This is a genomic window from Arthrobacter sp. 210 2 (assembly GCF_059093025.1).
Genome location: NZ_JBNHIE010000002.1, coordinates 353,320 through 378,498 on the forward strand (window position 1 = coordinate 353,320; position 25,179 = coordinate 378,498).

The following is a 25,179-nucleotide window of genomic DNA, read 5'->3' on the forward strand; positions in this document are numbered from 1 at the left end:
CGTCTCGGCACTATCTGGTATCCCGGACAGTGCCTAGGCTTACGTAGTGCTTCCGGGGGAACGAAGGGCGCAAGGTTAAGTACGGGATCCCGGATAGCGTGGGGGCCGCACATGAGAAATGGAGGAGTTCCGGTGTTAGTTACGGAAGCGAGGCCGCTGGCCGGCAGCACATCAAGGGCGGCATCCAAGGTCCCCGCCGCCGAAAACACCCTGCGCATCCTCAAACTGCTGGCCTCCCGCCGCGGTCCCATGGCAGCCTCGCAAATTGCTTCGTCACTGGGCCTGCCGCGGTCCAGCGTTTACCATCTGCTGGGAGTGATGGAGGCCAACGGGTTTGTGCTCCACCTCCATGAAGAACAGCGGTACGGTCTGGGGATCAGCGCCTTTGAGCTCAGTTCCGCGTATTCGAGGCAGGAACCGTTGTCGCGGCTGGGCCGCCCTCTTCTTGCTTCCCTCGTGGATGCGCTGGGGGAGAGCGCGCACCTGGCCGTTCTGCACGGGCGGGATGTCCTCTACATTGTCGAGGAGCGAGCCAAGAACCGCCCGTCGCTGGTGACCGACGTCGGCGTCCGGCTCCCCAGCCACCTCACCGCCAGCGGGCGCGCCATCCTTGCCGCCCTGCCCAAATCCCAGGTCCGCGCGCTGTACCCGAATGCAGCCGCATTCACGGCCCGGCACGAGACCGAGTCGCCCATCATGAAGTACTCCGCCTTGTCCTCACACCTGGACCGGGTCCGGCAAAGGGGTTACGCCACGGAACACGGCGAGGTGACCCCCGGCTTCGGCTCCATCGCCGCCGCCGTGACCGACCACCTTGGCTGGCCCACCGCGGCCGTGGCGGTCACATTCCTTGAGGACAAATTGCAGCCGGAAGAGTGGCCCGTCCTGGCGGCGCGTGTCCAAAAGGCCGCAGACGAGCTCTCGGTCCGCATCCACGGCCGACCAGTCAAATAAAGCTCGTTGCTCCATCACCTACGGCTGCTAAAACACCGGAATGGGAGCCTTGAGTGATAGAGCAACCCGGCCAGCCGGGCTTGTCTGGAATGCCGGACAGCACCCACCCAAAACCCCTATAAAGCCTCTTCATAACGGGCTTTAGTAGATACAGAACTTCTTCCACGACGCACAATGAAAAGGAGCCACCATGGCACCCGCCGATTTCACCACCGGTGCCCGCCCGGTCAAAGCAGCCCGCGGCACCGAGCTCACCGCCAAGAGCTGGCAGACCGAAGCGCCGCTGCGCATGCTCATGAACAACCTGGACCCCGAGGTGGCCGAGCGTCCGGACGACCTGGTGGTCTACGGCGGCACCGGCCGGGCCGTGCGCTCCTGGGCAGCGTTCGACGCCATCACCCGCACCCTCGAAACCATGGAGAAGGACGAGACCCTCCTGGTCCAGTCCGGCAAGCCCGTGGGCGTCTTCCGCACCAACGAATGGGCACCCCGGGTGCTCCTGGCCAACTCCAACCTGGTGGGCGACTGGGCCAACTGGCCCGAGTTCCGCCGGCTCGAGGCCGAGGGCCTGATGATGTACGGCCAGATGACGGCCGGGTCCTGGATCTACATCGGCACCCAGGGCATCCTGCAGGGCACCTTCGAGACGTTCGCGGCGATCGCCCGCAAGCTCACCAAAGACGAGAACGGCACCCTCGCCGGGACACTCACCCTGACCGGCGGCTGCGGCGGCATGGGCGGCGCGCAGCCGCTCGCGGTCACGCTGAACGAGGGCGCCTGCCTGATCGTCGACGTCGACGAGACCCGCCTGCGCCGCCGTGCCGGCAAGCGGTACCTGGACGAGGTGGAAACGGACCTCGACGCCGCCATCGCCAAGGTGCTCAAGGCCAAGGAAGAGCGCCGCGGCTGGTCCGTGGGCTACGTGGGCAACGCAGCGGAAGTTTTCCCGGAGATCCTGCGCCGCCACAAAGCCGGTGAGTTCACCGTGGACATCGTCACCGACCAGACCTCCGCCCACGATCCGCTGAGCTACCTCCCCGAGGGCATCTCGGTGAGCGAATGGCACCGCGAAGCCGAAGCTGACCCGGAAGGCTTCACCAAAAAGGCCCAGGCCTCGATGGCCCGCCACGTGCAGGCCATGGTGGAATTCCAGGACGCCGGCGCCGAGGTGTTCGACTACGGCAACTCCATCCGCGACGAGGCCCGCAAGGGCGGCTACACCCGCGCGTTCGAGTTCCCGGGCTTCGTCCCCGCCTACATCCGCCCGCTGTTCTGCGAGGGCCTCGGCCCGTTCCGCTGGGTGGCGCTCTCCGGAGACCCCGAAGACATCCGCGTCACCGACGAGGCCATCAAGGAACTCTTCCCCGGGAACAAGCACCTGCACCGCTGGATCGACGCGGCGCAGGAACGCGTCGAATTCGAAGGACTGCCGGCACGGATCTGCTGGCTGGGCTACGGCGAGCGCGCGAAAGCCGGGCTGCTGTTCAACCAGCTCGTCAAGGAAGGCAAGGTCAAGGCACCTATCGTGATCGGCCGCGACCACCTGGACTCCGGCTCCGTCGCCTCCCCCTACCGCGAAACCGAGGCCATGGCCGACGGCTCGGACGCGATCGCCGACTGGCCCATGCTCAACGCCCTGCTCAACACCGCTTCCGGCGCCACCTGGGTGTCACTGCACCACGGCGGCGGCGTGGGTATCGGCCGATCCATCCACGCCGGCCAGGTCTCCGTCGCCGACGGCACCGACCTCGCCGCCGAAAAGCTCGAACGCCTCCTCACCAACGACCCCGGCATGGGCGTCATCCGCCACGCCGACGCCGGCTACGAACGCGCCCTCGACGTCGCCCAGGAGCGCGGCGTCCGCATCCCCATGAACGAGTCTTCAGGGACCAACTAGTCCATCGACTGCTCCGTAACTGTCGTTTAGAGCCCCGAAAACGACAGTTACGGAGCAATCGATCCCCGCACACCACAAAAAGTAGGAATCATGACATTGATAACCCACGAACCGCTGACCATCACCCTTGGCTCCAGCGGCGTCACGCCCGAGGATGTTGTCGCCGTCGCGCGCCACGACGCCAAGGTGGCCATCGCGCCGGAAGCCCTCGAAACAGTCGCCAAGGTCCGCGCCCACATCGACGGCCTCGCCTCCAGCGACGTCCCGGCCTACGGCATCTCCACCGGCTTCGGGGCCCTCGCCAACCGCCACATCCCCACCGAGCTGCGCACCCAGCTCCAGAAGAGCTTGATCCGCAGCCACGCCGCGGGCATGGGGCCCGCGGTGGAGCGCGAGGTGGTGCGCGGCATCATGTTCCTGCGCGCCAAGACCCTGGCGTCGGGCCGCACCGGGGTCCGGCCCGTGGTCCTGCAGACCATGGTGGACGTCCTCAACGCCGGCATCACGCCGGTGGTGCGCGAATTCGGCTCGCTCGGCTGCTCCGGCGATCTCGCCCCGCTGTCGCACTGCGCGCTGGTGCTCATGGGTGAGGGCGAGGCGGAAGGGCCCGACGGCGAACTGGTTGGCGCCGCCGGGCAGCGCACCGTCGCGGAGCTGCTCGCCGATCACGGCATCGAGCCGGTCACCCTCGCCGAAAAGGAAGGCCTGGCCCTGGTCAACGGCACCGAGGGCATGCTGGGCATGCTCCTGATGGCCATCGCTGACCTTCGCCGGCTGCTGACGACGGCGGACATCACCGCGGCGCTCAGCGTCGAGGCGCTGCTGGGCACCGACCAGGTGTTCCTGCCGGAGCTCCATGCCGCGCTGCGCCCGCACCCCGGCCAGGCTGCCAGCGCGGACAACATGCTCCGCGTCCTGTCCAACTCGCCCATCGTTGCCTCCCACCGGGTGGGCGATTCACGCGTCCAGGACGCCTACTCCCTCCGCTGTGCACCGCAGGTGGCCGGCGCCGTCAGGGACACCATCGACCATGCTGAACTGGTGGCGTCGCGCGAGCTGGCCGCTGCCATCGACAACCCCGTGGTGCTGCCGGATGGCCGGGTCAGCTCCAACGGGAACTTCCATGGCGCCCCGGTGGCTTACGTGCTGGACTTCCTGGCCATCGCCGTCGCGGACCTGAGTTCCATTGCGGAGCGCCGGACGGACCGGATGCTGGATCCTGCCCGCTCGCACGGCCTCCCCGCTTTCCTCGCGGCGGATCCCGGTGTGGACTCCGGGCTTATGATCGCCCAGTACACGCAGGCAGGCCTGGTGTCCGACAACAAGCGGCTGGCGGTCCCCGCATCCGTGGACTCGATCCCCAGCTCGGCGATGCAGGAAGACCATGTGTCCATGGGCTGGCATGCGGCCCGGAAGCTGCGCAAGGCCGTCGAAAACCTCCGCCGCGTCCTGGCCATCGAACTGGTTACCTCGGCCCGGGCACTGGACATCCGGAGCCAGCTTTCCGGCGGCGTCCTGACGCCGGGACCGGCGGGCACCGCCGTCGTCGCTGCCCTGCGGGAAGTGGTCGAGGGGCCGGGAACGGACCGCTTCCTCTCGCCAGAGCTGGAAGCGGCGGACCGGCTGGTGGCGTCCGGGGAGGTGCGGAGGGCGGCCGAATCGGCAGTAGGCTCTCTTGTCTGACACCGAAGAATCTTCAGTATGCGGACAGCTCCTGTCCAAGGGGCGGAATTTTCGGCGACACGGTCAACCGTGGGCGGAAGAGTGTAGTAGAACTGAAGGTGTAGTGAAAGTCACATCAACGAGGCTGTGGCGTAGAACGTATACAAAGGGGTAGAAGTTCAAATGAAAGCACGTGGGGCAGTCTTATCGAGGCGCAACGCCCATTCCGCTGTGGTATCCAACTGGAAGAGCCTTCAGGTTGGTGACCATGTCGAGATCATCAAGCATGCGCATGTGGTAGCGGCCGGGGAGGTGGAAGAGGTGTCGCAGAGCGGAAACGTCCTGTGGCTTGTGCCGGCCGGTCCGGCCGAAAAACAGCTCTTCCTGAAGTCCGACGGCGTGCAGGTCCGCCGCGGCTAGAAGCCCCAGCAGATACAACAAATCCCCGCACTGCCGAAAGGCTGGGCGGGGATTTGTGCTTCCCGCTTCCGGGAGGGGGAATCAGGCTGCGAACGCCTCGTAGGTTTCCCCGAACGGTACTGATTCGTCAAGGGCTACGGTGTAGCGTCCCGGGTGGAGCCTCGTCACCAGGATGCCGCAGGCTGCATCCTTTGCCGCCACCTCGATCAGCTCTGCAACGGCCTCTTCCAGGCCGGCGTGTACTTCGCGGGCGCTGGAAAATTCCAGGTCGATGGACCGGCTCGCCTGTGCTTCTGCGGAGTCCGCGGCGTCCGGGCGGCGCTCCAACGTGGCTGTAGTCATGTGCTGAACTTTCTGTGTTTCCTGCCTGAGGGCCCACCCAGTCTACCGGCCGCTACCGGAGATGTCAGATGACTGCTGAATCCCCAGCACTCTATGGCCGCCGGACGAGCGAGCACGGAGGGTTGCACGGAGCCTGGCTCCAGTCACAATCGGTGCGTTTTGCGGCCGGAGGTGCCGCCGCGCCACGATAGGAAACAGTCCTCCCACTCATCCCGGATCAAAGGAGATTCACCATGAAAATCATGCGCCTGGGCGAGGCCGGGAAGGAACAGCCGGCCGTGATGGTTCCTGCCGGCGATGGTTCCTCCCGGTACTTCAGCCTGCTGCCCCTGACGCGGGATGTGGACGGCGCCTTCCTGGCATCAGGAGGCCTCGACCGGGCGCGGGAGGCACTGGCAGCCGGAAGCCTTCCCGTCCTTGAGAACGCAGAAACCTTGCGCGTGGGAGCTCCCGTGGCCCGGCCAGGAACAGTGGTGGGCATCGGCATGAATTATGCGGCCCATGCAGCGGAGTCCGGTTCTGCGCCGCCGGAGATCCCTGTCGTGTTCCTCAAGCCCAGCAACACAGTGGCCGGTCCCTACGACGCCGCCCCCGTTCCGCCCCTCTCCAGCAAGTATGACTGGGAGGTGGAATTGGGCATCGTCATCGGCCGGGAAGCCAGCTACCTCGCAACCACAGATGAAGCGGCCGCCTGCATCGCCGGGTACGTCGCGGCGAACGACCTATCGGAGCGTGAGTACCAGCTGCCCGGGGCCGCCGGGCAGTGGACAAAGGGCAAAACGCTGCCAGGGTCAACACCCCTGGGCCCGTGGCTTGTCCCTGCGGAAGACGTCGACGGCGGGAACCTTCGGCTGCGCAGCTGGGTCAATGGGGAACCGCGGCAGGACTCCACCACATCGGAGCTCATTTTCGATGCTGCCACCCTGATCCACCACTGCAGCCAATACATGCGGCTGGAGCCCGGTGATGTCATCATCACCGGGACTCCGGAAGGGGTGGCCCTCAGCGGCCGCTTCCCCTACCTCCAGCCGGGCGATGTGGTGGAGGTAGAGGTGGAGGGGCTGGGCCGCCAGCGCCAGGAACTGTACCGCGCAGGATCCGGCGTACTAGCCGGCCTTCACCGCCAGGACGGGGCAGTCGGCCTCCAGCAGGATGCGCTGTGACACGCTGCCCATGATGAGCTTGCCTACCGGGGTGCGGCGCCGCAGGCCGATCACGATCAGCTCGGCGTTGTTCTCCTCCGCGGCGTCCAGGACCTCGGCGGCGGCATCGTGGCCACGGACCGGCTGCTTGATCACATGGTCGATGCCCTGGGTGGCCAGGCGGTCCTCGATGCTCTGGATGTCCGAATCCTGGGCGTAGCGGTTGTCCACCAAAGCGTCGCCCTTGGACGAGTTGATGACCAACAGTTGGGTGTTGCTCTTCCGGGCTTCGTGGATGGCCTGGGTCAGGGCTGCTTCGCCCTCGGGTGTAGGGACGTATCCCACCACAATGGTCATGGTCGCTCCTTAATTGTGATGAATGTCGGTTAGTGATGGGCGGGCGGCGGCCCGGGGAGGTTGTCCTAGCCGTCGCCCTCGCCGTCGGCCATTCCGTCGGCGCGGTGGCTGCCGTGGCTCACGCTGCCACCGGCCTCCCTCGGTACCGTTGCGCCGGAGTTGGCGGGGATCGCGGTGGTGGACGCCGGACGGTTGCGCCGGATGAGTTTGAAGATGAACGGCCAGACCAGGATGATGGCCACGATGATGTAGATGACGACGGCGATCGGCTCGCTGAACAGGCCGGCCGGGTCACCTGCGCTGAGCTGCAGCGTCTGCCGCAGTTGCTTCTCGATGCGCGGGCCCAGGATGACGCCGAGGATCAGCGGCAGGACCGGAAGGCCGAAACGCCGCATCATGAAGCCCAGCGCGCCGAGCGCCAGCAGGAGCACCAGGTCAAACGCCTGCAGGTTCACCGAGTAGGCGCCCAGGGTGGCGAAGAACAGGATGCCGGCGTACAGGTACGGGCGCGGGATCTGCAGGAGCTTCGCCCACATCGGTGCCAGCGGCAGGTTGATCAGCAGCAGCAGCAGGTTGCCGATGAAGAGGCTGGCGATCAGCGCCCACACCAGGGGGCCCTGGCTCGAGAAGAGCTGGGGACCGGGCTGGATGCCGTAGCTGGTGAACGCTGCGAGCATCACCGCGGCGGTGGCGTTGGTGGGCAGGCCCAGGGCAAGCATGGGGGTCAGGGTGCCGGCAGCTGCAGCGTTGTTGGCAGCTTCCGGACCGGCCACGCCTTCGATGGCGCCCTTGCCGAACTCCTCGGGGTGCTTGCTCAGGCGTTTCTCGGTGACGTAGGAGAGGAACGTGGGGATCTCGGCGCCGCCGGCGGGCAGTGCACCGAAGGGGAAGCCGTAGGCGGTCCCGCGGAGCCAGGGCTTCCAGGACCGCTTCCAGTCCTGCTTACCCATCCACGGGCGGCCCACGGGAATGATCTGCAGGGGGTTGCGGCGCAGGTGGGCGGCCACCCAGAGGGCTTCACCGACGGCGAAGATCGCCACCGCCACCACCACAATGTCCAGACCGTCGGCCAGGAGCGGCACGCCGAACGTGAGCCGGGCCTGGCCCGTGACCACGTCCAGGCCTACCAGGCCGATGGCGAGGCCAAGGCCCAGCGATGCGAAGCCGCGAAGGCGGGAGGAACCGAGGACCGCGGTGACGGCCAGCAGGGCCAGCACCATGATCGAGAAGTAGCTCGGCGCGCCCAGGCTGACGGCGAATTCCACCACGACCGGGGCGCAGACTGCCAGGAGGGCGGTACCGATGGTGCCGGCAACGAAGGAGCCGATGGCCGCCGTCGCAAGCGCCTGTGCCGCACGCCCCGCCTTGGCCATTTTGTTGCCTTCGATCGCCGTCACCACCGACGACGACTCGCCGGGTGTGTTCAGCAGGATCGAGGTGGTGGAGCCGCCGTACATGCCGCCGTAGTAGATGCCGGCGAACATAATGAAGGCGCTGGTGGGTTCCAGGGCGTAGGTGACCGGGAGCAGCAGGGCAACGGTCATGGCCGGGCCCAGGCCCGGAAGGACGCCGACGGCGGTGCCCAGGAGTACGCCGATCACGGCGTAGAGGAAGTTCATGGGGGTCAGGGCGGTGGCGAAACCGTCCATCAGTGAGGACCAGACGTCCATCAGAGGATTCCTTCCAGGAGTCCGGCCGGCAGTGCGATGCCGAGGCCGAGGTAGAAGCCGTAGAAGGTGAGCAGGGCCAGGGCCAGGGAAATGATCCCGTCACGGATGTAGTGGCGGCTGCCCAGGGCCAGGACGCTGCCCCAGAACAGTACCGTTCCGGAGATGACCCAGCCGGCCCAGTCGATGAGCAGGATGTTAAGGATGAAGGCGCCTGCCAGGGGCAGGACCGTCTTCCAGTCGGCGGGGTGGGTAAGGTCCACGTCCTCGCCGCCTTCCGCCTCGCCCTGGCCGCCGCGGAGGACGTTGACGGCCAGCAGGACGGCGCAGACCAGCAGCATGGCGCCCACGATGAACGGGAGGGTCTTTGGTCCTACTGGATCAGACTGGGAGTACGGGGTGGAGATGCGGGCCGCGTCCCAGATGACCAGGGCGCCGGCCGCGCCGAGCAGGAGGGCAACCCCCAGCTCGGCGCGGCCTTTCAGCCGTGAGGCAAGTGTTGGGGAGGAGCTCACGCCAAGCCAAGCTTCGTGAGGACGTCCGCCACCCGCTTGTCCTGCTCGGCGAGGAAGGTCTCGAACTCGTCGCCGGTGATGAAGGCGTCGGTCCAGCTGTTGGTCTTCAATGCTTCCTTCCACCCTTCGGTGGCGTGCATCTTCTCAAGGGCGGCGATCAGGGATGCCTTGTCCTCGTCGCTGATGCCCGGAGGGGCGACGATGCCGCGCCAGTTGGTGAAGACCAGGTCGATGTTGGATTCCTTCAGCGTGGGGGCGTCAACGCCTTCCAGCCGCTCTTCGCCGCTCGTGGCCAGGACGCGGACTTCGCCGGATTCGATCTGCTTGAGGTACTCACCGGCACCGGAGGCCGCGAAGCCCACCTTGTTGCCGAGGATGGCCGGGAGGAGGTCCCCGCCACCGTCGTAGGAAACGAAGTTCACCTTGGTGGCGTCGATGCCCAGGGCACCGGCGAGTTGCATGGGCAGCAGGTGGTCCGGGCCGCCCGGGGAGGAGCCGCCGCCCACGCTGATGGAACCGGGATCAGCCTTCCAGGCGGCAACCAGGTCATCGATGGTCTTGTAGGGCGAATCCTTGCTGACCATGATGGCGCCGGGCTCTTCGATGAGCCGTGCCAGGGGAGTGGTGGCCGTGAGCTTGGACTCGGACTTGTTGGTGTAGCTTGCGCCCACCACGCCCAGGCCCATGAGCATGGTGAGGTCGCCGTTGCCCTTTTCGTTCACGATGCGGGCCAGGCCCACGGTCCCGCCGGCACCGGCGAGGTTGAAGACTTCGGTGTTGGTGGCAACCTTCTCGTCGTCGAGGACCTTGGCGGCCACGCGGGCGGTGGTGTCATAGCCGCCGCCCGGAGTGTTGGGGACCATGATCTGCAGGCCGGAGATGGGCCCGGCGGCAGCGCCGGAGCTTTCCGTGCCCGTGGAGCTTTTGCCGGTGGCACCGCAGCCGGTGGCCATCAGGGCGATGCCGGCGGCGACGGCGGCGATTCGCAATGCGCGGATCTGGCGCATGGTGTTCCTCTTCTCATGAAAAATGATCAGCAAGACTGACTTGTGCTTCGATGCTAGGTTCCCCCGTGATACCGGTCACTCTTATGTACGCAGAGAAAGTTAAGTTCATTTCGTTCACGTTTCGGGAATCCCTCACCGCCGGGCGCCTCCGGGGGTGGAAGGCCCTGCCAGCCGTGCACCTGCTCCGCCTGCGGTATAGTTCCCGTACCTCCGCCGGTGGCCGCAGGACCAGTGGCCCGGCCGGACATATTTGCTGAAACTTAAGGACCAACCACCGTGACTCGACGAAGAGGGATGTCCCTCGCGGGGCAATACCTCGTGCTGCAGTTGCTGATTGTGTTGGCAGTCCTGGTGGCCGTGGTGGCCATCTCCCTGGCCCAGTCTGCGGCCGCCTTCGAGCGCGTCGAAGGCCGCCGTGCGCTGTCCGCCGCCGAAGCGCTCGGCAACAACCCCGCCGTCCGTGAATTGCTTCCCGCCGCCGAACCCCGCGTGGGCGCAGCACTCCCGGCAGTGGCCGAGTCCGTCCGGACAGTCTCCGGGGCGTCCCAGGTGGCGCTGGCGAAGCTGGACCGGACGGTGGTGGCCTCGTCAGACCCCGGGCTCCTGGGCCAGCACCTGGAACTGGGGGAGAGCCGGGTGATGGACGGCCGCGCCTGGACCGGAGTGGTGGCCGGGAGCGGCGCAGCCCTCCTGTCCGCCCACGTCCCGGTGCTGGACGATGCCGGGATAATGATCGGCATCGCCTCGGTCAGCAGGAACTATCCCACCACGCTGGAGCGGCTGGGCGACGCCGTCCCCAACCTGCTCACGTACGTCGGGGTGGCCAGCGTGCTGGGCGTCGCGGGCTCCCTCCTGTTGTCCCGCCGCGTCAAGCGGCAGACCCTGGGCATGGAACCCAGCGAGATTACCAACCTGGTGGAAAACCGTGAGGCCATGCTGCACGGGCTCAAGGAAGGCGTGGTGGCCCTCGATCCGAACGAGCGCATCACCGTGGCCAATGACAGCGCCCGGGAACTCCTGGGCCTGCCGGCGGACTGCGTGGGCAAGAAGCTTGCATCACTTCCCGTGGATCCCGCACTGAAAGTAGTGCTGACCCGCGACCAGCCGGACCCTGACCAGCTGGTCCTGGTGGGCGAGCGGCTGGTGGTGCTGAACCGGGTTCCCATCCGTTCCCGCGGCCGCGGGATTGGCTCCGTCACCACCCTGCGCGACAGGACCGAGCTGTCCTCCCTGGAAAAGGAATTGGGCGCCACCCGCACCGCCACGGACACCCTCCGCGCACAGGCACACGAGTTCGCCAACCAGCTGCATGTCATCTCCGGCCTGATCCAGATCGGCGACTACGATTCGGTGGTGCAGTTCGTGAACGGGGCAACGGTGGACCGGACCCGGCTCAGTGACGAGGTCACGGCCAGGATCCATGACCCTGCGCTGGCCGCGCTGCTCATAGCCAAGTCCAGCCTGGCGGCGGAACGCGGCGTGGCGCTCCAGCTGGATCCCGAATCATCGCTGCGTCCGGTCAATGATGAGCTTTCGCGCGACCTTGCCACCGTGGCGGGAAACCTGGTGGACAACGCGTTCGACGCCGTTGCCGGGGTTGGGCAGGCCTCCGTCCGGGTGCTTGTGGAGGACACGGGCGGCGAGGTCACCGTCACCGTTCGTGACAACGGGCCCGGCGTTCCGGCGGACAAGGCGGAGGACATTTTCCGGCAGGGATTCACCACCAAGGATTCCAGGCGGGAGGGCGGGCGCGGGTTTGGCCTGGCACTCTCCCGCGTGGTCTGCCGCCGGTCGGGCGGCGACCTGACGGTGGCCAACAGCAACGGGGCGGTTTTTACCGCCCGCTTCAAAAGAGGTGCAGAAGCATGATCAAGGTCCTGATAGTCGATGACGACTTTATGGTGGCCAAGGTCCACGCCGGGTTCATCCAGCGGACGCCCGGTTTCAAGGTCGTTGGTGCGGCCCATACCGGCGCCCAGGCGGTGATCGAAACCGAACGGCTGCAGCCGGACCTGGTGCTGCTGGACATCCATCTGCCGGACATTAACGGCCTAGACCTGATGCAGCAACTGCGTGAGGTGGCCCCGGAACTGGACGTGCTGGTGATCAGCGCTGCCCGCGAAGTGGAGACCGTCCGGAAGGCGCTCCGGGGAGGCATCGTCCACTACCTCATCAAGCCTTTTTCCCAATCGGACCTGCAGGAGCGGCTGGAGCATTACCGCAGTGCCTACCAGAGCCTCGATGCGTCCAAGGACATTGCGGAGCAGTCGGACGTCAACCGGGTCTTCGGCCTGGACCGCAGCGAGCGGCCGCTGCCCAAAGGCTGCAGCGTGGAGACGCTGAAGCTGGTGGAGGCTGCCCTGGGCGCAGCCCCCGGTGACCTTTCGGCCGCCGAACTGGCAGAGGAACTCGGCACGTCCCGCGTCAGTGCCCGCCGCTACCTCGAGTACCTGCACGATGAAGGCACCCTGGACGTCCGGCTCAAGTACGGTGTGGGACGCCCCGAGCGCCGCTACGTCATGAAGGGCAAGTAGCCGGCACGCCGGGAACCCGGAGCCAGTCCTAGTGTTCGCCGCCAGGCGTGGGGCCCGGAAGGAATTCCGAGGGCAGTTCAGCCACCGGGACAATCACCATGTCCTGGACCTTCCAGTCCATGGCTACGCAGGCTTCGCGTGCCGCCTCAATTTGGTCCAGGGTGGGCATGGTGCCTCGCGCCGGAACCACGAACGATTCCACGTGGAACACGTGCCCCTCGTCCCGGATGCGTGACTTGGCCGTCTCTGCCCACGGGAGGCCGCGGAGGTAGGTGTCCAGCTGCCGCCCCAGGGGGTGGGGCGCGTCGTCGTCGTAGGTCATGGCGCGTTTGTCCATGAGGGCCGAGACTGCTGCGCGGGTGTTCCGGACGCCGTCGTGCAGGATGCTCCCGGAAATGACCAGGGCGGCGGCATAGTCCGCCCACCACCAGCCAATCCCAATGCCTGCCACTCCGACGGCAGCAGCAAAGGCGGTCATCCAGTCCGCCTTGTTCATGTCAGCGTCGGCGTACAGCACTTTGTCATGCAGCTTCTCTGCAAGCTTCATCTTGACCCGGCCCAGCCAGATGGGAGGCCCTGCCGTGAGGACCATTGCCGTGATCATCAGCCAACCAAGCCAGATGGTCTGGCCAAAAAAGTTGAAGCCGCCGATCGTGGGATGTTCCGCGCTCAACAGCCCAATGGCTGAATCCACGATGAGATAGGCGCCCATGACGGTGAGGGCCACCGCCGCCACCACATGCGCAATGCCCACCGCCCGGTGGTAGCCGTAGGGGTGGTCCTCGCTGGGGTGTCTGCGGATGACGCGTGTGGCGAAAAGGAAGGCAATGGGCGGCAGGAAGGACAGGACGTCCTCCACCCATGCGGCCTTCATCGCCTGGGAGTTGCCGAGCAACCCGAACACGAGGGCCGTGGAGGCAGCCAGGAATCCGATGGTGATCCACTCGTACTTTTTGGCTTTGCGCAGGGCGTCCTGCTGTTCCTGCGGCAGTTCCGTGTGGCCGAACCGCACGTCAGTCCCGCTGCCGGGCGCGCTCATGCCTGGGCCGCCGCACTCTTCAGGAAGGTGTCCAGCTCCAGCAGGAACGCGTTTTCGCCCATCGGAACCAGCATGATGTGCTTGTGCAGTGATCCCCGCCCGTCCCTGGATTCCGCGTAGGGGAGCGTCAGGCCCGCGTGGGTGGACCACGGCGTCTTGTCATCCAGGCCGCCGATCACCAGGTCCAGCCCGCCATGCTTGAGCGCCTCAGCCAGGACCTGCTCAGTCCCGATGGTCCACTCGACGTCCGCCCCCAGCGTCTGCGCGAATTGCCGCACCAGTTCCGCCTCGGAGCCCTGGACAGCCTCTGTTCCAGAGGTGTCCTGCCCGGAAATCCGCACCCAGTCACCGTTCGGGCTGGCGCCCACGCGAAGGGTACCGCCGCGTACTTTCTCCAGGGTGCCCTGCGGGTCCGCCGGGTACGTCCCGCAGCCGGCAACAAGCATCATCCCGGCCAGCAGGACGGCCACTAACATGTGACGCCACATCGGCACTCTCCTTCCAGCAGGTTCGTTCACCTTCATGATAGACAGCATGCTTACCATTCGATGAAATCAGTGGATACCGCGGCCGCATTCAGCCCAGCAGAAATGGACCGGCGCAGCAGGAATGAACCCAGACGGGCAGAAAACGAACAGCGCGGCAGAAATGAATTCAGCGCAGCAAAGTATCCAGCAGCCGCGCCGCAACCTTCGCTGTCCGGCCGTCGACGTCGAACGCGGGGTTGAGCTCCGCAACGTCCAGGTGGAGCAGTTTGCGGCTCCACGCCACCTGGCGGCAGACGGCACTGATGACGGGCAGCGGCACGCCATATGCGGCGGGGGCACTGACCCCCGGAGCCACCGCCGCGGGAAGCACATCCAGGTCGATGGTCAGGTACAGGACGTCGATGTCCGCCAGGAAGGAGGCCACGAAAGCCCGGACCCGCTCCGCTTCGCAGTCCTCGTCCAGCAGGTAGCGCACGCCCAGCCGCCCTGCGGTGTCGAAAAGAGCCCTGGTGTTGTTGGCTTCGGAGATACCCACCACGGCGTACCGGAAGTCCCGCCCTGCGTCAGCTTCCGCCTTTGCCATCTGGAGGAATGGTGTCCCGGAGCTGGGAACCGGCTCGTCCCGAAGGTCAAAGTGGGCATCGAGGTTCAGCACGCCCAGCCGCTGGCCGCCCTGGACTGCCTGGGAAGCGCTGACGCCGAGGTAGCTTGCGTAGGCCGTTTCGTGGCCGCCGCCCAGCACCACGGTCAAGTGCCCGGCGTCGAGCAACTCCGTCACCGCATGGCCTGCGCGTTCCTGGCCGTCTTCCAGGTCGCGCCCGGACACCACAACGTCACCTGCGTCCGCGATGGTGCGGTCCAGGTGGAACGCCAGGGGACCCAAAGCCTTCCGCAGGGCGGCGGGTGCCGCGGACGCGCCGGTGCGGCCCTTGTTCCGGCGCACCCCTTCGTCGCTGGCAAAGCCCAGCAGCGCCACGGGCTTGGGAGTATCACTGGTACCTTGGCCGCCGCCGCCGGCATTCCCGGGGACTGCCCCTGGTCCTGCTTGGCCGTACTCTGCCACGGCCTGCCACCAGCGGCGGTGCTCCGGCCCGTCCCCGTCGAACCTTCCCGTCCAGGGCTGGGACGGGACATCGACGGCGGGGCTCACGGCAGGCATGCCTCAAGCTCACCGCATGAAGGCGGCGAAAACCAGCAGCGCCGCCGTCGTCGTGTCTGGAATCCAAGAACCACGTCCAAAACGGCAGGGGCTATGGTGGAGCAATCCCGTTTGGGACCGCAGAACGTTTGCCTGCGCCGGACGGGCGCAATGAACAGTCCGGAGAGCACGCATGTTTGAAGCCCCCAACCTCCTGTTTGCCGCCGCCGGCGTGGCGGTGTTCATCGCCGCGGTGCTGCCCAAGCTGTTGCGCAACATGCCGTTTTCGATGCCCATGGTCTTCCTCGGAGCCGGAATGGGGGTGTTCGCCCTGATCCCCACGCTTCCCGATCCGGACCCGGTGGCGCACGGCGACTTCGTCCTGCACCTCGCCGAAATCTGCGTCATCATCTCCCTGATGGGCGCGGGGCTGGCCCTGGACCGGCCGGTGGGGCGCAAGGAGTGGTCCACCACGTGGCGGCTCCTGGGGATTGCCATGCCGCTGTGCATTGTGGCGTTGACCGTGCTGGGGCTGTGGTTCCTGGGCCTGGGCCTCGGCGCTGCACTGCTGGTGGCCTCCAGCCTGGCTCCCACGGACCCCGTCCTGGCGTCGGAGGTGCAGGTGGGGGAGCCGGCAGACCACGACGACGGCGCCAACAAGGAGGATGAGGTGCGGTTCGGCCTCACCTCGGAGGCCGGCCTCAATGACGGACTGGCGTTCCCTTTCGTCTACCTGGCCATCGCCATCAGCATTGCTGGATCGTCCCCGTCCTCGTGGTTTCTGGAATGGTTCGGGGTGGACGTCCTGTGGCGGCTGGCCATCGGCCTGCTGTTGGGCTTCCTGATGGGCAAACTGCTGGGCCGGCTCTTCTTCTCGGCCCGGAAAGAAAGCCTCCGGCTGTCCAACCACTCGGAGGGCTTCGTGGCCCTCGCCGCGACGTTCCTGGCGTACGGGCTGACGGAGATGGTGGAGGGCTACGGCTTCATCGCGGTGTTCGTCTGCGCCGTCACCATCCGGGCCGCAGAGCATACGCACGGCTACCACCGCGTGCTCCATTCCTACGTGGAGCAGCTGGAGCGGCTCCTGACCGTGGTGATTCTGGTGCTGCTCGGCGGCGCCATTGCCCGCGGGCTGCTGGCCGGCATCGGACTGGCCGAGGTGCTTGTGGCGCTGGCATTCCTGCTGGTGGTGCGCCCGCTGGCCGGGTGGGTGGGGCTGCTGGGCGGGAAGACCGGCCCGCGTGAGCGGATCGCCCTGTCCTTCTTCGGCATCCGCGGGATCGGGTCACTGTACTACCTCGCCTACGCCCTCGGAAAAGGGCAGTTCGGCGGCCAGGCAGAGTGGCTGTGGGCCTTCGTGGGACTGGTGGTGGCGCTGTCCATCGTGATCCACGGCGCCACCACCTCGCCCCTGATGAACCGGCTGGACCGGCTTCGCGAAAGGAAGGCCCGTGCCGTTTCAGGGGACGAAGGGCTGGCCCCCAACACCCCGGTATAGGCCGGGAACGGGCTACATCCCCAGGGCAGCCTCGATGGGACCCACCGCGAAGAACAGCAGGAAGGCTCCTGCCACGGCCCACATCAGCGGATGGATGTCCCTGACCCTGCCCTGGACAGTGCGGATCAGCACGTAAGCGATGAACCCGGCGCCCAGGCCGTTGGCGATGGAGTAGGTGAAAGGCATGAGGGTGAAGGTGAGGAAGGCCGGGATGGCGATGCCCCAGTCCTGCCAGTCGATCTTGCCTACCTGGGACACCATCATGAAGCCCACCACCACAAGGGCGGGGGCGACGGCTTCGAACGGGACCAGGTTGATGAGCGGGGTGAAGAACATGGCCACCAGGAACAGCAGCCCGGTCACGATCGAGGCGATGCCGGTGCGTGCACCTTCGCCGATGCCGGCGCCGGCTTCCACGTAAATCTGGTTGGAGGACACGGAGGCGCCGCCGCCCACGATCGCGCCCAGCGCGTCCACCTGGAGGACCCGGTCCACGTTGGGAATGTTGCCGTGCTCGTCCACGGTTCCTGCCTCGTTCGCCAGGCCCACCATGGTGCCCATCGCGTCAAAGAAGATGCTGAGGAGGATGACGAAGGCCAGCAGGGTGGCGGCCACGAAGCCCAGGTTGTCGAAGGCGCCGAACGGGTTTGCCTTGCCGATCAGGGACAGGTCAGGTGCGGCCCATTCCGAGAACGCGGGGGCCACCAGGGACCAGCCCTGCGGGTTGAATTCCTTGCCGGGAACCACGCTGGGTCCGATGTGCAGGGTGAGTTCGAGGATCACCGAGATGACCGTGGAGGTGATGATGCCGATCAGGATGGCGCCTTTGACCTTGCGCACCACCAGGGCGATGGTCAGGACCAGGCCGAACACAAAGACGGCGGTGGGCCAGCCCAGGAGCTTGCCGTCGAAACCCAGGCCCACCGGAACGGTGGTGCCGGCAACGTCGGGGATGCGCCGGACAAAGCCGGCGTTCACGAGCCCGATCAGCGCGATGAACAGGCCGATGCCCACCACGATGGCGGTCTTGATCCCGTCCGGCACGGCCTTAAAGACAGCCGTCCGGAACCCGGTGAGGACCAGGATCAGCATGGTGACGCCGGATAGGACCACCAGGCCCATCATGTCCGGCCACGTCAGTCCGGGGTTGGTGGCCACGGTGACGGCAACAAAGGCGTTAACGCCAAGGCCGGTGGCCAGCGCGAAAGGATGCTTTGCCCACGCGCCCATCAGGATGGTGAGGATGCCCGCCACGAACGCCGTGACCGCCGCAACCGCGGGAAAGCCGAGGGTGTTGCCGCTTGAGTCCGGGCCGGAAAGGATCAGGGGGTTCAGCACCACGATGTAGCTCATGGCGAAGAACGTGGCGAAGCCGCCCCGGATCTCGCGGGAGAGGTTGGAGCCGCGCTCGGTGATCTTGAAATACCGGTCCAGGGCAGAGCCTTGCTTAAGCATTAGTCCTCCGGGGAAGTCTGTGGGGATACGTGCATCCTATGGGTGTGACGGTGGGAGGGCCGGCAAATTCCCCTAGTCTGTAAGGAAGCCAACACAAGGAGCAGTCCCGCATGCGTTCCATCCGCCGCCAAATGCTGAGCCTCGTGCTCGGGTCCCTCGTTTTTGCTGCAGCCCTGCTGGGCTTTGCCGGCCCGGCCGCTGCCCACGACGCCGCCGAGTCCAGCAGCCCCGCCCAGGGCGCGTCCGTGCCCAGCCCGCCCGCGCAGGTGTCGGTCACCTTCGGCAACAAACCGCTCGGCATCGGCGCCTCCTTCTCGGTCAAGGATGCCTCCGGTGCCGAATGGGCCGACGGGCCGGTTGAGATCGTGGACAACGTCGCGTCGCAGAAACTCCGGGCGGGCGGCCCGGCCGGTGAATACACGGTGTCCTGGCGGGTGGTCAGCTCCGATTCGCATCCCATCGAAGGCACGTTCGGCTTCACCGCGGCCGGCGCCGCGGAGGGAACGGGCCAGGCAACGGCCCCGGCAACGGGTTCGACGGCGGCCGCAACAGTTCCGGGGATGGGCACCGCTGAGCCTGGCGTTACGGCGGAACCGTCCGTACCCGCAAACTCCGGGGAGCCGTTCCAATGGAGCATCGTCATTTTCGCCGCGGTGGCCGTGGGCCTGCTCGCGGTGCTGGCCATCCTGGCGAAGCGCCGCCTGTCCGCCGGCGGCGAAGAGCAGCCGGACGGGAAATAGCCGTACCGGCAGGGCAGGATCACTAGCAGGGCAGGATTGCAAAGCTTCCCGTCGGCGGGAAGGCGGTGCTGTCCGGGTGGACCTTGGCGGAGATGGCCTGGCCAACGGTCTTTGCCTGGCGGAGGACTTCCTTGGGTGACGGCGTGATGAGCTCGCCAACGCCCACCAGGTAGATGCCGATGGCCCGCATGGCGGCGGCAAGGTTGCGGCCGACGGCGATCCCGAAGTCATTGATCATCCGCCGGAGCTGGCTGTGGGCGCAGCGGGTGAGGACGATGTGGTCTGCCACCAGGATGCCGGTGGGGGTGTGGACTTCCCACTGTGGGCCGGCAGCGTCAGCCGGGGCGGGCTCCACCATGGTCAGCTGGACGGCGCGGGTGGTGTTCCGCACGTCCACGTGGTGGCTGGCGGCGTAGTTGCGCAGGTGCCGGAGGATCTCGTTCCGTTCCCGGAGGGTGGCGGAGTCCGCTGCATCGCAGCGCTGCAGTGAAGCTGTGTTGGCAGGCTGGGCCGCGCCCAGTATGTCGAGCCCGTCCACCACGATGGAGTCAATGCCGCGGCGGCGCAGTTCGGCGGCAACGGCCAGGCCGGAGAGCCCCGTGCCAATGATCACGGTGGTGGTCTGTTCGGTCCCGGCACTCCCAGGCATGCTTGACACTACAGTTTCCCTCCTTCGAAAGTTTCGGCAGGTGCCGGCGTCCTCGCCGGCGCGCGTTCCGTATCCCCCAAAGTCCGGCCGCAGCACGTTGGCGGGCAGCCCTGACAAGAAGTGGCAGTAGGCGTCCCGGACCAACAATGTCCTGAAGACTACAGAACAATCCGGGTCAGGCATAGCCCAAAACGCAAACATTCTTCTGCAGGTGAACGCGCTTTCCGCGGCACTGCCGTGAGCCTGTGGAAATCTTGTGGATAACCTCGCTTCCGTGGCCTGAACAGGCTTGCTATGGCACAGCGGACGGAGAATAGTGAGAAGTGGAGGCGCGTTGTTTCCCGGGCGGCTGCGGCTGCCGGCCGGGTGCTTGGGGAACGCCGGGCTTCTGGCAGAATAGCCGCAATATCAGGCAGTAGCGCAAGGAGGCGGCCCCATGGGCGCACGAGAGTTGCATCCGGACCCGGCACGGGACGGTGGTGGCACTTCTGCCGCGCCCGATGGAATCGTTGTGGGCGTTGATGGTTCGGACCATGGCCAGTGCGCCCTGGTGTGGGCAGCACGCGAGGCCCAGCGCCGGCGTCGTCCGTTGCACATCGTCACGGCATACTCCGTGCCCATCTTCGCTGCGTCCGGCCTTGACGGCGGCTACGCCACCGTGGATGACTCCGTGATCCGCGAGGGTGCAGAGGCCATCGTGAAGCAAGCATTGGCAAAAGTTGCCGGGTACGACATCCAGGTGAGCTCCTCCGTGGAGAACGGCGATGCCTCCGGAGTATTGCTGGAAATGTCCGAAACCGCGGAACTGCTGGTGTTCGGCACCAGGGGCCGGGGCGGCTTCGTGGGCCGGCTTCTTGGCTCGGTAAGCAGCGCCCTGCCCGCGCACGCCAAATGCCCCACGGTGACGGTGCCGCTGATCTGTTCGGACCGGTTGGGCGAAACAACCGAGGACCGGCGCATCAAGGCTGAACAGGCCAAGGCGGGGCACCAGCGCGTGGAGAACGTGGTGGTGGTGGGCGTTGACGGCTCGGAACAGGCACGGGTTGCCGTGCTGGAAGCTGCAGACCAGGCTGAACGGCTGGGCGCGGCGTTGCGTGTGGTGTGCGCGGTGCCCCAGTACAGCGGATCGCTGGCCTGGGTTCCCGCTCCGATGGACCGCAAGGCCCTCTTCGCGGACATCCAGGTAACGCTGGACGCCGGTATGTCCTGGCTGCGGAGCCATTACCCCGGCCTTCCGGCGGAGTCGGAATTGCGGGACGGCTCGCCCGTGGACGTGCTGGTTGGGGAAAGCAGGCACGTTGAGCTTGTGGTGGTGGGCACCCGCGGCCGCGGCGGGTTCACCGGGATGCTCCTGGGGTCAACGTCCGACGGCGTGCTCCACCATGCCAAGGGCCCGGTGATGGTGGTTCCGGACCGCGAAGACCCCCGCCTCGCCGACCGCGCCCGCTTCGGGCCGATCCTCGGCGACGCCGCCTAAGACGGCAAGCACCCGGCCACCAGGGAAGGCACGCACATGCAACGGCCGGAGGAGGCTGAGGAGAGCGCCGGTGACGGCCTGGTCCGGAACCTGCGCTCCCTTGATGGTGGAATGCTCGCCCTCGTGGGAGGCAAGGCCGCCAACCTGGGCGAGCTGATGGCAGCCGGGCTGCCGGTGCCGGACGGCTTTTGCCTCACCACTGATGCCTACCGGCACATCACCGGGGCCCCGCACAACCTGCTCCCGGCGCTCGCCGGGATCCATGCCGCCCTGAAGCCGGGCTCCGGAAGTGGTGCTCCTGAGCCGCATGCGCTTGCCGGCCTGGCCGCTGCTGCGCGCAGCGCCATCCAGGAGGCACCCATTCCGTCCGGCATAGCCGCCGCAGTGGAACAGGCCTACAACAGCCTTGGGCCGGAGGTGCCCGTGGCGGTAAGGTCCTCGGCCACGGCGGAAGACCTTCCCTTCGCGAGCTTTGCCGGGCAGCAGGACACCTACCTCAACGTGGTGGGCGCGGGTCCCGTCCTGGAAGCAGTCCGGAAGTGCTGGGCTTCGCTGTGGACGGACCGGGCCACCGCCTACCGGGCCAGCCTCGGGATTGATCCTGACGACGTCGCCCTGGCAGTGGTTGTCCAGCAGATGGTGGACGTGGAAGCGGCAGGGGTCCTGTTTACTGCCAATCCTGTGACCGGACGCAGGGGGCACGCCGTCATCGATGCCAGCCCGGGCCTGGGCGAAGCGGTGGTTTCGGGGGCGGTCAATCCGGACCATTACGTCGTGGACGCCGCTGCCGGCCGGGTTGTCGAGCGGAAACTGGGTGACAAACGGGTGGCTGTCCTGGCCCTTCCCGGCGGCGGGACCGAGACCGTTGACCTGCCACCCGCGCCGGATTCTTCCTGCCTTTCCGACGCCCAGGCGACCGGACTGGCCCGCCTGGGACAGCAGGCAGAGCAGTATTTCGGTGCGCCGCAGGACATCGAGTGGGCCATCGACCATAACGGCGCCCTGTGGCTGACGCAGTCAAGGCCCATCACCACGCTGTATCCGGTACCTGCACGCAACGGAACCACCCAGGCCAACGGCAACGGCAACGCCGGCGGCACCAGGGCGTACCTCTGCTTCAGCCTTGCCCAGGGCCTGACCCGTCCCCTGACGCCGATGGGACGCGCCGCCCTGCGGCTCATCGCTTCCTCGATCGCCGGAGCGGCAGGCTTCCGGGTTCCCGACCCGAGGCGCGGACCGTCCCCGTATGCCGAAGCCGGGCAGCGCATCTACATCGATGCAACCACTCCACTGCGGAGCACGGTGGGCCGGCAGATCCTGCCCCGCGTCTTCGACATCATGGAGGCCCGCTCCGCCACCGTCCTGCGGCAACTTTTCGACGATCCGGCCTTTTCCGTGACGCGCAGGACCCCCTGGGGACTGCTCCGCCACGTCGTACCCGCAGCGGCCCGTGCCAAAGCTCCGGAATCGGTCCTCCGCGGACTGGTCCGGCCTGCTGCTGCCCTCCGGCGGATGGAGAGGTTCACGGCCGAATTCGACGCCGCGCTGGCCCTGCCGGGTGACGCCGGACCCGGGGAACGCCTCGACCACGCCGAACGGCTCCTGCAGACGCGCTTGTTCGCGATCGTTCCCGCCATCCTGCCGTTGCCGGCGCTGGGATTCGCCATGCTGGCAGTGGCAGGCAAACTGCTGGGCGGGAGACGGTGGGACGAACTCCAGCCGGTGCTCCGCGGCCTACCCAACAACGTGACCACCGAAATGGACCTTGAGCTGTGGCACCTTGCCGCGGCCATCAGGGACGACGCCGAATCCAGCGCGGCCCTGTTGACCCAGGACCCGTCCCGCCTTGCCCGGGAGTTCCTGGCCGGGCGCGTGCCGCCACGCCTGGAGGCCGGCCTCACCAGGTTCCTGGACCGTTACGGGCACCGCGCCGTTGCCGAGATCGACGTCGGGATGCCCCGCTGGTCCGATGACCCTGTCCACATCCTTGGGGTCCTGGCCAACTATCTCCGCCTGGAGGATGCCGGGCTTGCCCCCGACGTCCAGTTCAGTAAGGCCGCAGAGGCTGCCGATGCGCAGGTGGAACGCCTCGTCGCCCAGGCCAGGGCCCGCAGCGCCGTCCACGCCGTGCTGGTCCGCGGAGCCCTGCGCAGGGCGCGGCTGTTCGCCGGGCTAAGGGAGCTGCCCAAGTACCAGCTGGTGCTGGGCCTCGCCGAGGTCCGCCGGCAACTCGTGCACGTGGGCAGCGCGCTCACCGCGGCCGGCGTCCTCGGGCAGCCGGACGACATCTTCTTCCTCGACTTCGGCGAAGCCCGGACGGCAGTCACCCGGCAGGCGGGCACGGGCGAAACTGGCGGCACGGGCGCAACAGCCGAAGCCGGAAACATCCTGAACCTTGTGGCGGAACGGCGCGAGGCGTACGCCCGGGAGCTCGGGCGGCGGCACATTCCCCGGGTGCTGCTTTCGGACGGCACGGAACCCGAGGCGCTGCGGCCTGCGGCCGAAAGCACCGTTGCCGGCGCGCTGGCGGGAAGCCCTGCGTCGGCCGGGTCCGTTACCGCTGCCGCCCGGGTCATCCTGGACCCGGTGGGCGCCCACCTGGAACCCGGCGAAATCCTGGTTGCCCCGTCCACGGACCCCGGCTGGACGCCGCTGTTCCTGACGGCGGGCGGGCTGGTGATGGAAATGGGCGGTCCGAATTCCCATGGTGCCGTGGTGGCGCGTGAATACGGCATTCCTGCCGTGGTGGGGGTGCCGGATGCCACGGCCAGGATCACCACCGGTGAGAGAATAACGGTCGACGGCGGGGCGGGCACAGTAGCGCCTGAGTGACCTTCCGGAAGCCCTGAAGGTGGGGGATTGGCCCGCGTGTCTACCCGCCGTTGCAGGCGTACCCTTGAGCTATGGGCTCCGACATCATGGGCTCCGGCGGCAGGTTCAACCGGCGGAGTACGCCCGGCACCAGGCGTGCCTGGCTGCGGTGGGTGCCTGCCGTGGCAGCACCTGCAGTAATCGCCGCCGGCGTCCTGGCGGGGACTATTCCGGCGCGGGCCGGTGATCCCCTGCCCGCCAAGACTCCCGCTGAAGTCCTGGCGCTGGTGGGCGGGCACGACGGAGGGCAGAAACCGCACTCGTTCTCGGGCACCATCGAGCAGTCCTCCAGCCTTGGCCTGCCGGAGCTGCCCCCAGCCGGGCCCAGCTCAGGACCCGCATCTGCCGGCGGCGCAGCCTCGGTGTTCGAGTTGCTCTCCGGACAGCACACCGCACGGGTCTACATGGACGGTAAAACCAAGGTCCGCATCCAGGTCATGGACCGGCTGGCTGAACGCGACATCATCCGCCGGGACAGCGACCTGTGGTTCTACTCCTCCAGGGACAACTCCGCAGCGCACCTGACCCTGCCGGCATTCGCCCGCGACCTGCCGCTTGTTGATCCCGGACTTCCGGGAAGTCCGCCCCCGGACCAGTCTGTACCGGACGGCGCCATGCCGGCCACGCCCCAAGAACTCGCCGAGCACCTGCTGGCCAAGGTGGACCCCACCACCGCGGTGCGGGTTGGGGACGACGTGGAAGTGGCCGGACGCGCGGCCTACAACCTGGTACTTGAGCCGCGCACGGACGCCACCCTGGTGGGCAACGTGGCCATCGCGGTGGACGGGGAAACCGGAATGCCGCTGTCCGTCCAGGTCACCGCACGCGGTGCGGACTCGCCGTCCTTCCGGGCCGGGTTCACCAGCCTTTCCCTTGAAGCTCCGGACGATTCGCTCTTCACCTTCGTCCCGCCACCGGGCAGCAGCGTGGAGGAACTGCAGGTTCCGGCCACCGGGTGGCCGCCCGGCATCCGCAACCCTGGCATGATGATCACCCCGGACCAACTGGGTGCCATCCACCAGCGCCCGGACGGTGTCCACCAGCATCGGGCCCCGTTCACAGTGACGGGGAAGGGGTGGGAAACTGTGGTGGAAATCCCTGCCGCGGCAGCGGGCGGCAGTCCCGCCGACACCCTGCTGAAGGATCCGCTCCTGTCCCAGGCCGCCGTCGTCGTACCGGGCGGGCGGCTGCTGTCCACCACGCTCTTCAACGTTCTGATCACCGACGACGGCCGCATCTTTGCGGGCATGGTACCGCCGGACAGGCTGCAGGCAGCCGCGTCGGCGGTTCCGTGAATCCTGCGGGCGGAAGCTCCCGCCCCGGGACT

22 protein-coding genes are annotated in these 25,179 nt (G+C 67.2%); 12 read left to right on the forward strand and 10 right to left on the reverse strand.

The window, feature by feature from the left end; all coding sequences use genetic code 11:
• The first annotated feature begins 111 nt into the window (after nt 1–111).
• From AC5RWA_RS06050 to AC5RWA_RS06065, 4 genes are all read left to right on the forward strand, one after another.
• The gene (locus AC5RWA_RS06050) at nt 112–954 is read left to right on the forward strand and encodes an IclR family transcriptional regulator (RefSeq protein ID WP_494056931.1); all 843 of its coding nucleotides are present in this window, start codon (nt 112–114) and stop codon (nt 952–954) included.
• Nucleotides 955–1,144: 190 nt separating this feature from the next.
• The gene (hutU, locus tag AC5RWA_RS06055; protein ID WP_494056932.1) at nt 1,145–2,851 is read left to right on the forward strand and encodes a urocanate hydratase; all 1,707 of its coding nucleotides are present in this window, start codon (nt 1,145–1,147) and stop codon (nt 2,849–2,851) included.
• A 90-nt stretch (nt 2,852–2,941) separates the two neighbouring features.
• The gene (gene hutH / locus AC5RWA_RS06060) at nt 2,942–4,534 is read left to right on the forward strand and encodes a histidine ammonia-lyase (protein ID WP_494056933.1); all 1,593 of its coding nucleotides are present in this window, start codon (nt 2,942–2,944) and stop codon (nt 4,532–4,534) included.
• Nucleotides 4,535–4,696: 162 nt separating this feature from the next.
• Nucleotides 4,697–4,933: a hypothetical protein gene (locus tag AC5RWA_RS06065; protein WP_494056934.1), complete on the forward strand. Its 237-nt coding sequence runs from the start codon at nt 4,697–4,699 to the stop codon at nt 4,931–4,933.
• An 81-nt stretch (nt 4,934–5,014) separates the two neighbouring features.
• On the opposite strand, the gene AC5RWA_RS06070 is transcribed toward AC5RWA_RS06065, so the two are convergent.
• Nucleotides 5,015–5,275: a hypothetical protein gene (locus AC5RWA_RS06070; protein WP_494056935.1), complete on the reverse strand. Its 261-nt coding sequence runs from the start codon at nt 5,273–5,275 to the stop codon at nt 5,015–5,017.
• 233 nt (nt 5,276–5,508) lie between these two features.
• Between AC5RWA_RS06070 and AC5RWA_RS06075 the strand changes: the two genes are divergently transcribed.
• Nucleotides 5,509–6,438 carry a fumarylacetoacetate hydrolase family protein gene (locus AC5RWA_RS06075; protein WP_494056936.1) on the forward strand — a complete coding sequence of 310 codons (930 nt, stop codon included), beginning with the start codon at nt 5,509–5,511 and terminating at the stop codon, nt 6,436–6,438.
• Here AC5RWA_RS06075 and AC5RWA_RS06080 read toward each other — a convergent pair.
• From AC5RWA_RS06080 to AC5RWA_RS06095, 4 genes are all read right to left on the reverse strand, one after another.
• Nucleotides 6,382–6,774: a universal stress protein gene (locus AC5RWA_RS06080; RefSeq protein WP_275730675.1), complete on the reverse strand. Its 393-nt coding sequence runs from the start codon at nt 6,772–6,774 to the stop codon at nt 6,382–6,384. The genes AC5RWA_RS06075 and AC5RWA_RS06080 overlap by 57 nt on opposite strands.
• A 65-nt stretch (nt 6,775–6,839) precedes the next feature.
• Entirely contained in the window at nt 6,840–8,444 is a 1,605-nt protein-coding gene (locus tag AC5RWA_RS06085; protein WP_115526283.1) for a tripartite tricarboxylate transporter permease, read from the reverse strand.
• A complete protein-coding gene (locus tag AC5RWA_RS06090; protein WP_079598378.1) occupies nt 8,444–8,956 on the reverse strand; it encodes a tripartite tricarboxylate transporter TctB family protein in 513 nt (170 codons plus the stop codon). Before AC5RWA_RS06090 ends, AC5RWA_RS06085 begins: the two co-directional genes overlap by 1 nt.
• Complete coding sequence (locus AC5RWA_RS06095; protein ID WP_115526282.1) at nt 8,953–9,963, reverse strand: Bug family tripartite tricarboxylate transporter substrate binding protein; 1,011 nt, start codon at nt 9,961–9,963, stop codon at nt 8,953–8,955. Before AC5RWA_RS06095 ends, AC5RWA_RS06090 begins: the two co-directional genes overlap by 4 nt.
• 294 nt (nt 9,964–10,257) lie before the next feature.
• On the opposite strand from AC5RWA_RS06095, the gene AC5RWA_RS06100 reads away from it, so the two are divergent.
• Together AC5RWA_RS06100 and AC5RWA_RS06105 are read left to right on the forward strand one after the other, a co-directional pair.
• On the forward strand, nt 10,258–11,832 hold the full coding sequence (locus AC5RWA_RS06100) for a sensor histidine kinase (RefSeq protein ID WP_275730695.1): 1,575 nt from the start codon (nt 10,258–10,260) through the stop codon (nt 11,830–11,832).
• Complete coding sequence (locus tag AC5RWA_RS06105; protein ID WP_275730668.1) at nt 11,829–12,497, forward strand: response regulator; 669 nt, start codon at nt 11,829–11,831, stop codon at nt 12,495–12,497. Before AC5RWA_RS06100 ends, AC5RWA_RS06105 begins: the two co-directional genes overlap by 4 nt.
• A 28-nt stretch (nt 12,498–12,525) precedes the next feature.
• Here AC5RWA_RS06105 and AC5RWA_RS06110 read toward each other — a convergent pair whose 3' ends face one another.
• The 3 genes from AC5RWA_RS06110 to hutG form a co-directional block, all read right to left on the reverse strand.
• Entirely contained in the window at nt 12,526–13,536 is a 1,011-nt protein-coding gene (locus tag AC5RWA_RS06110) for a cation diffusion facilitator family transporter (protein ID WP_494056937.1), read from the reverse strand.
• Nucleotides 13,533–14,024 carry a transporter substrate-binding domain-containing protein gene (locus tag AC5RWA_RS06115; protein WP_494056938.1) on the reverse strand — a complete coding sequence of 164 codons (492 nt, stop codon included), beginning with the start codon at nt 14,022–14,024 and terminating at the stop codon, nt 13,533–13,535. The genes AC5RWA_RS06110 and AC5RWA_RS06115 overlap by 4 nt, the downstream gene beginning before the upstream one ends.
• A 166-nt stretch (nt 14,025–14,190) precedes the next feature.
• The gene (gene hutG / locus AC5RWA_RS06120) at nt 14,191–15,183 is read right to left on the reverse strand and encodes a formimidoylglutamase (RefSeq protein WP_494056939.1); all 993 of its coding nucleotides are present in this window, start codon (nt 15,181–15,183) and stop codon (nt 14,191–14,193) included.
• A 172-nt stretch (nt 15,184–15,355) separates the two neighbouring features.
• Between hutG and AC5RWA_RS06125 the strand changes: the two genes are divergently transcribed.
• The gene (locus AC5RWA_RS06125) at nt 15,356–16,660 is read left to right on the forward strand and encodes a cation:proton antiporter (protein WP_494056940.1); all 1,305 of its coding nucleotides are present in this window, start codon (nt 15,356–15,358) and stop codon (nt 16,658–16,660) included.
• Between the two features lie 12 nt (nt 16,661–16,672).
• On the opposite strand, the gene AC5RWA_RS06130 is transcribed toward AC5RWA_RS06125, so the two are convergent.
• Entirely contained in the window at nt 16,673–18,115 is a 1,443-nt protein-coding gene (locus AC5RWA_RS06130) for an NCS2 family permease (RefSeq protein WP_079598386.1), read from the reverse strand.
• Between the two features lie 110 nt (nt 18,116–18,225).
• On the opposite strand from AC5RWA_RS06130, the gene AC5RWA_RS06135 reads away from it, so the two are divergent.
• On the forward strand, nt 18,226–18,855 hold the full coding sequence (locus tag AC5RWA_RS06135) for a copper resistance CopC family protein (protein WP_494056941.1): 630 nt from the start codon (nt 18,226–18,228) through the stop codon (nt 18,853–18,855).
• A 22-nt stretch (nt 18,856–18,877) separates the two neighbouring features.
• Here AC5RWA_RS06135 and AC5RWA_RS06140 read toward each other — a convergent pair whose 3' ends face one another.
• Nucleotides 18,878–19,504 (reverse strand): NAD(P)-binding protein, encoded by a 627-nt coding sequence (locus AC5RWA_RS06140; RefSeq protein WP_079598388.1) that lies wholly within the window; start codon nt 19,502–19,504, stop codon nt 18,878–18,880.
• 436 nt (nt 19,505–19,940) lie between these two features.
• Here AC5RWA_RS06140 and AC5RWA_RS06145 point away from each other — a divergent pair, with 436 nt between their 5' ends.
• The 3 genes from AC5RWA_RS06145 (at nt 19,941) to AC5RWA_RS06155 (ending at nt 25,147) form a co-directional block, all read left to right on the forward strand.
• The gene (locus AC5RWA_RS06145) at nt 19,941–20,981 is read left to right on the forward strand and encodes a universal stress protein (RefSeq protein WP_079598389.1); all 1,041 of its coding nucleotides are present in this window, start codon (nt 19,941–19,943) and stop codon (nt 20,979–20,981) included.
• A gap of 36 nt (nt 20,982–21,017) precedes the next feature.
• The gene (locus AC5RWA_RS06150; protein ID WP_494056942.1) at nt 21,018–23,813 is read left to right on the forward strand and encodes a PEP/pyruvate-binding domain-containing protein; all 2,796 of its coding nucleotides are present in this window, start codon (nt 21,018–21,020) and stop codon (nt 23,811–23,813) included.
• Between the two features lie 71 nt (nt 23,814–23,884).
• Nucleotides 23,885–25,147 carry a LolA family protein gene (locus AC5RWA_RS06155; protein WP_494056943.1) on the forward strand — a complete coding sequence of 421 codons (1,263 nt, stop codon included), beginning with the start codon at nt 23,885–23,887 and terminating at the stop codon, nt 25,145–25,147.
• Nucleotides 25,148–25,179: the final 32 nt, after the last annotated feature.